This window comes from Sphingobacteriia bacterium (genome assembly GCA_017304685.1).
Classification (GTDB): domain Bacteria; phylum Pseudomonadota; class Alphaproteobacteria; order Rickettsiales; family 33-17; genus JAFKLR01.
In genome coordinates this window covers 312,499-324,740 of record JAFKLR010000003.1, presented here as the reverse complement: position 1 = coordinate 324,740, position 12,242 = coordinate 312,499, and the positions used below count along the sequence as shown (strand labels likewise).

The following is a 12,242-nucleotide window of genomic DNA, read 5'->3' as shown; positions in this document are numbered from 1 at the left end:
TAATTATAGGTAATTATTATGGCAGACACCGCTAAATTTTATATGATTAGAGCTAAACAACATTGTATTAATTATCGTTTAGACGAAGCAATTATTGATTACGCAAAAGCAGCTCAATTAGAGCCATTAAATTATGAACCTCTTTGGTACTTACAACAAATTCTATCAATACGTAATCGTGGCAATGATCGCAGGATAGTATATGAATGTCTTAAAAAGTTGGTTAAATTAGTACCAGGCGACGGCATCGGTTTCCATAAAGGTGTATTGTTAGAATCATATTATCATTTAATCTATACTTATACAGATTTCTCATCGGAAGAAGAGAGATTTTTCTACTTAAAACAAGCAATACATTTTATAAAGTTAAATATAACTTTTGTAAAAAAAGGAAACTATGACTTCGATAATGGAATAAAACGGCTTAGGAACACTTTTAATGTTTTAAAGACACAAAGACGTAACGATGAATCATGTAAAGAATTAGAAGAATTTTTTAAACAAAATACTAAAATTGATTATGATAAATATATATTTCGATTTTTTATATTTACCATGACAATTATAGGTAGTTCATTAATAAAAAGATATTTTGAAAAACCTGACCGATCATTCCAACTTCTCGAAGAAATACTAAGTCATTTTGATTTTAACTCTCAAAAAGGCTATGAAGTATATAGAAGTTTTTTAGAAAGTGAAAAACACAATTTAGAAAAATTATTTAGAGGAGTATAGTCATGTTAGACAAAGATCCCGAGTTTAAATATAATTTACCTGAAATTTATTTAAGTGAAGATGCGTGCAAAAGCATTTCAAATAAACAAAATGATATAAAAGAAAAACAAGAAACATTTATAAAAGAATTTCAAAACTTTTTAAAGAGCCTTTATGAAAAATCTAATTTTGAAAAAGCAGAAGAAGCTTTAAAAAATTGTAAGGCTCATTATAAAAATATCGAAGAACAAGTTGAGCTTTTAGGCGAAATAATTAATCGTGATTTAAGCTCATATGGTGTCGAAACTAAAGAAATAGACATTAAACTTAAGGCACCATATAAAACTCGAAAGGGGAAGGAATTTACTGAAATTGATCGTATGGAATTTTACTTAAATTATCGTAAAAAAAATCCTGAGAATTTAAAAATTTATTCCGAAGTGGAATTTCCAATTGCTGAAAAATCAATTTTCGAGCATTTGAAAGATCAATATGCAAAACATAAAAATGTTTTAGTAGGTGTTGGAACTGTAATTGCAATTGGCGCTTTTTACTACTTTAAAGGTGGTAAGATAAATGACGATTCTAAAGCAAAAGTAATTGCAAGTAATAATAATTTCTTTCCTGGTAATGTTACTAATGGCTCTTTTGTAGAACGTACAAGTTTCTCTTTAGTAAATAATGCTCTAACGCACGGGAGAAAATAAAAATCATTACTATAAGCTAAATATACATTTGTTAAGCTTTTTCAGCTATGAATGTCATTTGATGCTGTCCATTCATAAATCTGCCTTTAACGGCAATATTTGTGAAACCGTGCTTTTCTAATAAAAGTTCCATTTCATAAAGATAATACCAATTAATTGTATATTCTTCTTTTTCTTCCTTAATTAAAGTACCATGAAGAAGTTTAGTATAAGTACATTCAGAAATAAAATATTGTTCATATTTATTTACTTTATTATGCCATGAGAGTTTTATAGACTCCCCATCAAAAGTTTTATATTCGCTATCTGACTTGCTTTCTTCAGCATTTTCATATAATGATTCCCAAGGAACAAATAAATCCATTACTAATTTCCCTTTAGGAAGTAAATGATGATTTAAAATTTCAAGTACTTTACAAGCCTCTTCGCGTGGATGAATTAACTGAAAAGAGCCAAATGAAATTATAATTCCATTATAAGAAATAGGTAAATTTAATTTTCTAATCGAACCATAATATAACACAGGAGTAATGCCAAATTCATTAGCTCTTCTTTTGCAAGAAGCAAGCATATCTTCGGAATTATCTAACCCTTCCACATCTAACCCTTCTTTGAGTAATGGGATTAATAACCTTCCGGAACCGCACATAGGTTCAAGTAATTTATCGCGTGGTGAAAAAATAGAAGTATAAAATGAAACTTCCTCATCACTTGCAAAACCTTTAGTCAGGTCATAAACTTCAGTACATAATGATCCGTAATACATACCACCTCTTGTTAAAAGATAGTTAACTGAAAATTTTTATTATATATATTGTTAATTATATCCTAAACAAAAAATTCTATAATTCAATAACTTAATAGTTAACTTAAAGTTATATTAAATTAAGTTATTTACATTTTATTAATAAATTGGTATAGTATTTGCAAATAAAAAGGAATTACTAATGAAAAACTCAAATATGACAGAAGAAAGTGGTAAAAATCAGGATATTACTCTTAGTGATTTACCTCCTGAAATCATAGAGCGTATATTTTCCTTTCTTGACCCTAAAGATTACGATAAGACAATTCCTAGTCTCTTATTAAGCAATAAAACATTTAGAAACCTAGCTATTCAAGCGGTAGGAAATTCCCTACAACAAGGTCATTATTACGGTAGTAAAATAGAAGACAAATTTATTGGGGAAAAATATACTGATGCTATTAAAAATAAAAACCTAGATTTGTTATTAGCTATTAATTGGCCTATAAATTATAAAGTTATAAATTCACTTCAAGCTATTTATAAAAATAATATTATTAAATTAATTAATGCAGCTTTTTATAACGATATTGAAGAAATTCAAAAGATTCTAAAAAACAAAAACCCCTTTACTAAAGTCCAAATATTGAAATTAATGCAATTTGAAGGTAAATGTGATTACAAAAAACCATTCACAATAATTGCAAATCAACTTCAGTTAATTGAAGCTTTATCCAGAGAAGATGAGAAAAAATTACATATCTTAATTAAAGAGAGGCAAACGGTATTTACATCTTTTAATTTAAAGTTAGCCTCTAATAAATTATTTGCAATATTAGATCATTATCAAGATAAAAGTATAGAATTACGTAAGGCGAGAAAAACAGAAGAAATAATCAGGTTAATTAATGAAGGTGCCAATCCTAATTTTTTATGTTTTACTCTTGAAACAATTTTACATCATCTTCTTATAGAAAATACAAAAACCAATTTAATTCAAATATTTATTAAATTTGGCGCTAATCCAAATGCACTTAACTATCAAAGAGCGACACCTTTACAGATCGCAACATTTAAAAATATAAATATGATTGAAACTTTAGTTAATAATGGCGCTGATCCAGATCATAGAAATGGGTTGGGAATGACATCTCTACATAACGCTGTCAAAGAAGGGAAAGTTTTAGAAGTTAAAGAACTATTAAAATTTGGAGCTATTCCTAATATTTTATGTAAGAAAGGTTTTACCCCATTACATTATGCCGCATCTGAAGGTAATAAAGAAATGGTAAATATATTACTAAATTGTGGAGCTGATCCTTATCTCAGAAACAAAAGGTTTCTTCCTTGGCTTGGCGCAAATGCTCGCGAGCTTACAGAAAATAAAGAAATAAAAAAACTTCTTCCATGGTCTATAGTTCCTATACTTCGTATTCTATTAGCATCCATTCCTATTGCTTTAGTACTTAGAACAAGGCTTGTGAGAAATATTTGCGCTTCTTTACTTTTAAAAGCAGCAGATTTTATAAGGCCCTCTGAACCTATAAATAATTTTATAAGCTCTAGCGCTCATCGCTCAAATGCTGAGGCTATTAAAAGCGTTATATCAAAAATTCCTAAATTATAATTAATCTATTATTTTCAAGAGTTTTACAGGATTTAAAAAACTATAAAAAAACCTCTTGCAATGTTTTTTATAGTTTTGTATACATATCAAACACAAAGCATATTTATGCGGGTATAGCTCAGGGGTAGAGCGCAACCTTGCCAAGGTTGAAGTCGTGAGTTCGAATCTCATTACCCGCTCCAATTTTTCCAATTATTCTTTAAAATATTTAATTAGCAATAACCTATTGATAATTAAACTAATTATTTATTACCCTTTCTTTCACCTTGCCTTTTAACCTAAAATTAATTAATATTTCGTAAAAATTAACATATGGTAACAAAATGTCAGGAAATATTAGAGAAATTTTTAAAAAACTAGAAGAGCTTAGCTTAAAAAATAGAGAAGAATTCTTCGATTATGCGTTCGATGCAATAAAATCGGAAACCGACCCTAAAAATATTTGTTTAATAAAAGCTTTTATTAATTCCCAATCAAATACTGAAATAGCCTTAAAATTTATCGAAGAAGCCTTAAAACATGATCCTTCTTGTCCCATTTCGTTACAATTTAAAGCAGAAATTCTTAGTGAGCTTTATAAATTTAATGAAGCTAAAGAAGTTATACAGCAATTATTACTAGTGGTAGAAGAACCAATTGATAAATTTTATGCATATCTCACATATGCCGGTATACTTATTAGTGGAGAAGAGGCTTTAGAATATTGTGATAGGGCTATTGCAATTAACCCTGAATCTTACTTAGGTTATTTTTATAAAGCTCAAATTTATGCTTTAAATCCTAATGAAAGAGAAACACAACTTCAAGCACTACAAATAATAAATAAATCACTTGAAAAAGAAATTTCTCTAGAAGCTTATTTACTTAAAGCAAAAATTTTTGAAAATCTTGGTTATTCAGAAATACAAATATTAGAATGTTATTCAGAAGCCGCAGCACTTGCACCAAAAAGCTTTGAAGTTTGGTCTGCAAAAGGCAATTATTATGAACAAAAAGGTGAATTAGAAACTAAATTTCTTGATAATGCACTTGAGTGTTTTGATAAAGCAATCAAACATAATCCTACAAAAAGTCACGTTTGGGAGTCTAGAGCTAAAATATTATCTAATAAAGAAAATTACCAAAAAGCTGATGAATGTTTTGAAAATTTAATATTATTATCAAATGCAGATGAAAAAATTAAATTTTTAAGCCAAAAAATTCAAAACTATCTTAAAATGTACGCAAATCAAGAAGGTAAAAAACTAAGCCTTGATGAAAGTTTATTATGTCTTGAAATTCCACAAGCATTATCAACTCATTTAAAAATAAAAAGCTTTCAATTATTAGGTCTCTACCCTCAAATTGGTTTATTTAATAATCAAGGTCTTACAGAAAGCATTCAGCAACAATTTGCTCATCGTTTAAAAACTGATTATAAAATTGCTACGGTTATTATATACGAAACGCTTTTCACTCTTGAGCCAACAAACCCAGAATTTTTAGAAAATTATGTAAATGTTTTAAAAGAAATTGACCCACTTAAAGCTAAAAGAGTTTTATATAATAACGAACCGACAAACGCTCTTTATCTTGTTGATTATATAACCGCTTTAAAAGTAACTGATTTAGCTAAAGCTAAAAGAATTTGCTTAAGCAAATATAAAGAACACGCGGAACTTAAAACACCAGAAGTTCAAAAGCTTTTAATTAATTTAATTGTTGAAGAAGCAAGAATAAAAGGACGCACCCCCTCACTTTATGCTTTCGCAGCTCAACGTCTTGTTAATGATCCAAATCAAGTAGTTAGTGAATTAAGTGAAGTTACAGAGAAAATTATTAATCAAGCAGAGCAAAAATTTAGACATGTAGCCGAAACTAAACAAACGAATAATATTAACTTAAAAATGTGTTAGGAGAAAATAAAATGCTAGGAAAAATGTGGGAAACAATCTACTTTTTAGAAAATCTTAATTTAAAAAACAAAAATCAATTTTTAAATCTTGCAAATAGTGCATTAGTAAAATCGGCAAACGATCCTAAAGATCATTATTTAATTAAGGCGCAGATTTCGTTTTTAGGTCAGAGATATGAAGAAGCCTTAAAATTAGTAAATGAAACTTTAAGCGTTGATCCTAAATATTCCATAGCTTTAATCCTTAAAACTAAAATACTTTTAAAACCACAAAATGGTAGTTATTTTATTAGTGATGGTCAAAAATATGAAGCACAGGAAGTAATTGAAAATGCTATAAAATGCGCTACTCATCCATTAGATGCATTCTTTGCCTATTTGACTTATGTAGATGTTATTATTGCTTTAGGAATAACCGAAGATTTAGAATTCGAGGGGTTAGAATATTGCGATAGAGCCAGTAAAATTAGTCCAAAATCACCTTTACCATACTTATTTAAAGCTAAAATATTTGCAGTCGATGAAGGATGTGTGGATGATGAAAGATATGGCAAAGCCTTAGTATGCGTCGATCAAGCCCTTGCTATTGCTAGAAACGCTGAAGCTTATCTACTTAAAATTAATATCCTTAAAAATTTAGGGAAACACGATTTTGGAAAAATAATTGAATGCTATAACGAAGCTTTAAAACTAACCCCGCTTAATACTCAAATTTGGTTGGATAAAGCAACTTACATAAATAAAGAGAGGGGTAGAGCTGAAGAACTTAAAGCTAGATCTCCTCAATCAGAACATGCGTCCATTACTCAAAAAATCCATTCACTTTTTAATGAAGAACTCAAATGCCTTAATAACGCTCTTATGTTCCACCCTAAAAATCCTGTCCTATGGAATTTTAAAGCAAATTTACTATCTTCTTACGGATACCTTAGAGAAGGCGATGAATGTTATGAGAATTACTTGCTACTTGTTGACCAGCCTCAAAAATGGTCGGTTTTACAATATAAATTACCATATTACCTTACTATATATGATGCTTTTACTTATTTTAATGCTCAAGAAAATAAAGAAATTAAATATAGTCTAAATAGCAATGAAATATCTTTATGTGATTTAATTAATGAGTTTATAAGCTCATATAATAATTTATATATAAGTCAGAAAAGTCTAAGTTCAAATTCTACTCAAATGTTAATTAATAATATTACAAAACAATTCATTCCTTTGATTAAAAATGACACTAAAATTTTTGCTTTAATGGTGTATGAAACACTTTTCACTCTTGAGCCAACAAATAAAGAATTCTTGGAAAATTATTTAAATATTTTAAAAGAAATTGACCCACTTAAAGCTAAAAGAGTTTTATTTAATACCGACCCTACAAATGTTAATAATTTCTTAGATTACATTAATGCTTTAAAAGTAACTGATTTAGCTAAAGCTAAAAGCATTTGCTTAGAAAATTATAAAGAACACGCGGAACTTAAAACACCAGAAGTTCAAAAGCTTTTAATTAATTTAATTGTTGAAGAAGCAAGAATAAAAGGCTTTACCCCTTCTCTTTATGCTTTCACGGCTCAACACCTTGTTAATAATCCAAATCATGTAGTTAGTGAATTAAGTGAAGTAACTGAGAAAATTATTAGTCAAGCAGAGCAAAATTTTAGAAACAATTTAGATAAACCGAAAGTACAAAATAATACTAAGGTAATCATGAATTAAATTAAAAAAGGAGGAAATTAAATTTTCCTCCTTTTTAATAAATTTTATAGTATTACACAGCGCATACCAACACTTTGCCTTATTTCTTCTTTACCGCGGCTTGAATCATTTGGATTATAAAATGGTTCAGGAACTAGTTTTAAAACTTCTAACTTCATTTCTCGAGATGCAAGCTGACTGATTTCTTCCTTAAATTGCTTATCTCTTATTAAATATGTTTCTAATAACGCTTCATTTTTTAATTGTAGCTCTTTTATCATTTTCTCATATTGTTTAGAAGCAATTTCGTCAGTTAATTTAAATAATGAAGCAAATTGATTAGAAGTTGTTTCACTATATGAAGGAATGGATAATAAAGGGGCTACTGATAATCCAAATTTATTAAATACAGCCTCAATACATGCTCTATCAATTTGAATTAAATAAGGCTCTAATTCCCTTAAGCGATTATTCATTTTTTTAACAAAATCGATAAAAAGAGAGTTTAGTGAACATGGACTTACTACAAATATTTTTTCAACATATGGCTGGATATTAACTAAAGCACTTCCATGTATATGTAAGAATCGTTCTTTTGGGTAATGTGGTTTTTCAGGAACTGGATAACTCCAAAGGAATCCTTGAAACAACTGTTTAACAGCCTCATTATATACATATACAGCATCACTATAAATAACGTATTCAATTTCTTTTACTGATTTATTTCGTAAACTAGGGTGCAAAATTAATTTACCAACAAACTCTCTTACAATATCTTCAAAAGCACCAAAATGGGACACGCGTGTTTTAGACATAATTTTTTAAACTCCAAAAATAAGCACTTATAAATGTTTGGAATTACAACAAGCTTTCTTTGTCTCTTCTTTTCTGCGTAATGAATCATTTTCTTGAGAAACCGAATTTACTACAGCAGGCATACGTGGTGCAAGTTGCATAATTTCATTATAAAATTCTTTATGCTTAATTGTAAATTCTTCTAACTGTGTTTTATTTTCTTTATGTATTTTTTTTATAATTTCATCAGCTTTACCAAATGCAGCCTCGACAGTTGCCTTTCCGATTATTGCATTTTGTTCAGGTGATAAATTTTGTGGCAAGCCCTTTAACTCTTTTATTTTATTAAACTTTGCTTCAAGTCCTGCATTATCAATTTGAATAAAATAAGGTTCTAATAATTTTGCACGGTTATTTATTTTATTTATAAAACTAAAAAAGATTGTATTTAAAAAACCATGATTTACACCAAAAGCTTTTTCAACAATTGGTTGGATTTTAGAAAATGAATACAGAACAATCTGATAAAATTGTTCTGTATTATATTGTTGCGCCTCATTACTCGGAAATGTAGCCAGTATTTTACTAGCTATATCTTTATATGCAGCTCTATATTCATGTACTGCATCACCATATATTATCTGCTCAATTTCTGCTTTTACATTACTTTTTAAATTTGAATGTTGGGTTAGATCCTGAATTAGCTCTTTAAAAATATCATCAAATGCACCAAAGTGTGAAACGCGTGTTTTAGACATAAACCATAGCCTCCTAAAAAAATGTTATTTCAGGATATTAATGAATGTTTTGGAAGTCAAATAAGGATTTAATTCTAAGTTGATACTTATAGATATTGCATCATCTTTTGGTTTTGTTTTTGTTCTTCTTGGTAACGAGTTGAGGAACTAATATTAGAATTATTTAAATTAACCGAATCAATTTTAAGATTAAATAATTGTTTTTGAAATATATTATCTTTTGCTCTCCATACCGCAAGTTTAAGCAGAGGATTTGAAGCTATTTGAATTATATATTTATCATTTATAATATCTTGTTCGTTACACGATTCTAACTCCTTTACTGTTAAGCGATAAGATTCTAGCGTTAACCTTGTTAAAGTATTTAAGCGTAGTTCTATAAATTCATTAGAACGATTTTTAATTTTTTCCATAAATTTTTCAAATACATCATCTAAAGAATTTTTTTGTATATTTAAAGCTTTTTCAACGCTTGATTGTAATTGCTGAAATGGAAATATATTGATTGCATGAAAAAAACTTTCTAAATTATCGATAATTCTTACTTGTTCCATTAAATTCACTGACTCTTTAGCAATTTTATTTCTTCCGTTTAAATATGCATGTGCTCCATCACTATAAATTACTTCTTCTATTTCAAACTTCCCTTTCAATTTAAGAAGCGGATGTTTTACTAAATCACTAATCAATTCTCTAATTATATCTTCATAAATTCCATAGTAAGAAATGCGTGTCTTAGCCATTTTCAGCTCCTAAATATTATATTCAAGCTATATGTCTTGCAATAAACCAAGTCAACATATTTCAACTTTTAGTTGAAAATTGAATGCCATAATATTATTACTGTAATCGATATTTTTCTTATTAATTAAAGGCTTTCTTCAGCTTTCTCTTTACCAATTTGCGCCATTTGAGAATCAGGGTCAATTTTTAAAGCTTGATTAAAGCAATAGAGCGCTTCACTAAAGTTACTTAAATTTAAAAGTGCAAGACCTTTATTAGTCCAGGCTTCTTCTATTGAATCATCTATTTTAAGTACTTGATCAAAGCATTGAACAGCTTCGGCTTGTAGATTAATGTTTATTAGTGCAAAACCTTTGCTAAGCCTTGCTTCAATTAAACCACTTTCTAATTCTAATGCTTTATCGAAACAATGAATAGCTTCTAAAAAATATTTTGCTCTTATTAATGCATTACCTTTATTAACCCATGCATTTATATATGTATCATCAATTTTTAATGCTTTATCAAAATGCTCAATCGCTTCTTCTATTTTATCTAGATTTAAAAGAACTGTTCCCTTACATAAATATCCACTTGGATTACTAGGGTTTAATTTAATAGCTTCATTAAAAGCATCAATTGCTTCTTTGAGGCGGTCTAATTCTAACAATGCAAAACCCTTATCTAGCCAAGTTAATACACAAGTTTCGTTAGTTTTAAGCCTTTCTTCACAATATTTAACCATTCCTTCGTAATCTTCATTCATGCTCAATTCTTCTAAAATTGACTCAACTTCTAAGCTTCTCGGTAAATATCTAACGTTATTTTTAGCCTCATTAGAATCTTCGTCTTTTTTAGGTGATAATTTATTCATTATAAAATTAATAATATTTGCCATGTTTACTCGTTCATTAAATTTATTATTGATTGTAATTAGAAGTTTTTTAAAAATCAATTTAAGCTTTAATTTTTAAAAATTTTCATAAAAGCAAACGTTTATAATATTTGGATTTACATTCACTATTTAATTTAATAAACTCCAATAAAATAATGGAGAAAGCTTATGGGTCAACCTGGTATTGTCATACTTGTATTAATGGTTATAACTTTAATTGTTTTAGTGACTGGGGTTATAGTTATGGCCAGAGGCGGTAAATTAAATAGAATGTATAGCAATAAGTTAATGTCTTTACGTGTAGTATTTCAAGCATTAACAATTGTAGCAGTAGCTTTGATATATTTTCTGATGAAGAAATAAAAATATATTTTAACAAAATTAACTTGTACTTATTCCACCACCCCTGTGCTGCGATCTTTGGTGTCTAATATCACCCTTATTAGCCCAATTAGCCTGGCTATTTTGTAAAGATGATAAGGATTGATTTTCAGCTTGTACTTTCTTCTTCATATTTTCAAAATATTGATCATTTACTTGATTACCTTCAATCATATCATGTTTAAAGAAGCTATTTATTTTTCTAGCTTTAACATTTTTTAGATAATCAATATATTTCTCTACAGCTTTTTGTTTTAAAGCTTGAGCGACACCTTCTTTCTTCATCTCATCTTCAAATTGTTTATTAACTTTAGCTTCAAGATCACTTTCACTAATGTTTGGATTACTCTTAAGTGTTTCCTGTTTAATTTCTTCTAATCTTTCTTTCACTAAGATAAACATTCTTTTATTAAGCGCAGTTTTTAAATAACCATGCTCGAATTTTTCAGCTATAGCACTTTTTTCATCCTCGGTTAGCGCCTTACCTTCAAAATATTCCTTTAATTGCTTTTCAACCATCTGAGCGCTTAGATATGAAGCTGAAGTTTTTGCATTATAATAATCATATCTAGCTTGAGTAGTACTGTGAACCGTATATGCACAAGTTGCTGCTTTAAGAATTAAAGTTCCAGGGTTTAAAGCATGAATAAAACTTTCTGCGACTAAAGGAACTAAATTAATATAATATTCTTTTAAGTCTTTTTTAGCCACCTTGCTCATATGGTAGCCAAAATCATCTTTTTTATCTTTATCTAATTTTAATCTTTTTATAATTTTGTCAAAAATATCATCAAACCTTCTAGGTGGAAATTTACTTCTAACATCACCTATTTCTTTATCAGTAAACAACAATTTTTGCATAGTTGTTTTATTAACTTTACCTGAAAGATCTTTTAAATGCTTGTTTGTTGTATTTTTTAAAAAATTATTAAATTTAGTTGGATTGTTTTCTTTAAGTGGTTCATTAACAATTTTTTCTAATTCAATTGTATCTTTAATCTTTTCTCCACCTTTAATAACTTTATCTAAGCCACGCAATTTTTCGTATTTTCTATATCCAATATATGAACCAACGGCCGCTGCAATTACAGAAGTTCCTACTCCTATTGCAAGGGGAACGATTATAGGTGAGGCTGTTAAAATTCCAAACATTAAAAATCCGATGGCGGCGAGAATAAATACACCACGTAAGAAAGTATCGCTTTTAATAAACTTAAAAGCTTTTCTAAAAAATGAGGGGACACTCGCTTTTTTAGAACTTTCATCATCACGGTTTTCTTCATTTACTTCTGTAGCCATCAA

General features: G+C 28.5%; 12 protein-coding genes and 1 tRNA gene. 7 read left to right on the top strand and 6 right to left on the bottom strand.

Annotated features, from left to right (window positions below):
- Window positions 1-18: 18 nt before the first annotated feature.
- Together J0H68_01570 and J0H68_01565 are read left to right on the top strand one after the other, a co-directional pair.
- On the top strand, window positions 19-735 hold the full coding sequence (locus tag J0H68_01570) for a hypothetical protein (protein ID MBN8827377.1): 717 nt from the start codon (window positions 19-21) through the stop codon (window positions 733-735).
- A 2-nt stretch (window positions 736-737) separates the two neighbouring features.
- Window positions 738-1,421: a hypothetical protein gene (locus tag J0H68_01565; protein ID MBN8827376.1), complete on the top strand. Its 684-nt coding sequence runs from the start codon at window positions 738-740 to the stop codon at window positions 1,419-1,421.
- Between the two features lie 31 nt (window positions 1,422-1,452).
- Here the strand turns inward: J0H68_01565 and J0H68_01560 are convergent, their stop codons facing one another.
- Window positions 1,453-2,187 carry a class I SAM-dependent methyltransferase gene (locus J0H68_01560; protein ID MBN8827375.1) on the bottom strand — a complete coding sequence of 245 codons (735 nt, stop codon included), beginning with the start codon at window positions 2,185-2,187 and terminating at the stop codon, window positions 1,453-1,455.
- Window positions 2,188-2,368: 181 nt separating this feature from the next.
- On the opposite strand from J0H68_01560, the gene J0H68_01555 reads away from it, so the two are divergent.
- The 4 genes from J0H68_01555 (at window position 2,369) to J0H68_01540 (ending at window position 7,409) form a co-directional block, all read left to right on the top strand.
- On the top strand, window positions 2,369-3,793 hold the full coding sequence (locus tag J0H68_01555; GenBank protein MBN8827374.1) for an ankyrin repeat domain-containing protein: 1,425 nt from the start codon (window positions 2,369-2,371) through the stop codon (window positions 3,791-3,793).
- Between the two features lie 107 nt (window positions 3,794-3,900).
- Window positions 3,901-3,975, top strand: a tRNA-Gly gene (locus J0H68_01550).
- Between the two features lie 141 nt (window positions 3,976-4,116).
- Window positions 4,117-5,688, top strand: coding sequence for a tetratricopeptide repeat protein (locus tag J0H68_01545; protein ID MBN8827373.1), 1,572 nt, complete (start codon window positions 4,117-4,119; stop codon window positions 5,686-5,688).
- Between the two features lie 11 nt (window positions 5,689-5,699).
- Window positions 5,700-7,409, top strand: a complete 1,710-nt coding sequence (locus J0H68_01540) for a hypothetical protein (GenBank protein MBN8827372.1) — start codon at window positions 5,700-5,702, stop codon at window positions 7,407-7,409.
- Window positions 7,410-7,453: 44 nt separating this feature from the next.
- On the opposite strand, the gene J0H68_01535 is transcribed toward J0H68_01540, so the two are convergent.
- From J0H68_01535 to J0H68_01520, 4 genes are all read right to left on the bottom strand, one after another.
- The gene (locus J0H68_01535; GenBank protein ID MBN8827371.1) at window positions 7,454-8,203 is read right to left on the bottom strand and encodes a hypothetical protein; all 750 of its coding nucleotides are present in this window, start codon (window positions 8,201-8,203) and stop codon (window positions 7,454-7,456) included.
- Between the two features lie 27 nt (window positions 8,204-8,230).
- Window positions 8,231-8,941 (bottom strand): hypothetical protein, encoded by a 711-nt coding sequence (locus J0H68_01530; GenBank protein MBN8827370.1) that lies wholly within the window; start codon window positions 8,939-8,941, stop codon window positions 8,231-8,233.
- 86 nt (window positions 8,942-9,027) lie between these two features.
- Complete coding sequence (locus J0H68_01525; GenBank protein MBN8827369.1) at window positions 9,028-9,684, bottom strand: hypothetical protein; 657 nt, start codon at window positions 9,682-9,684, stop codon at window positions 9,028-9,030.
- A 125-nt stretch (window positions 9,685-9,809) separates the two neighbouring features.
- A complete protein-coding gene (locus J0H68_01520) occupies window positions 9,810-10,562 on the bottom strand; it encodes a tetratricopeptide repeat protein (protein MBN8827368.1) in 753 nt (250 codons plus the stop codon).
- 165 nt (window positions 10,563-10,727) lie between these two features.
- Between J0H68_01520 and J0H68_01515 the strand changes: the two genes are divergently transcribed.
- A complete protein-coding gene (locus tag J0H68_01515) occupies window positions 10,728-10,922 on the top strand; it encodes a twin transmembrane helix small protein (GenBank protein MBN8827367.1) in 195 nt (64 codons plus the stop codon).
- An 18-nt stretch (window positions 10,923-10,940) separates the two neighbouring features.
- Here J0H68_01515 and J0H68_01510 read toward each other — a convergent pair whose 3' ends face one another.
- Complete coding sequence (locus J0H68_01510; protein ID MBN8827366.1) at window positions 10,941-12,239, bottom strand: hypothetical protein; 1,299 nt, start codon at window positions 12,237-12,239, stop codon at window positions 10,941-10,943.
- Window positions 12,240-12,242: the final 3 nt, after the last annotated feature.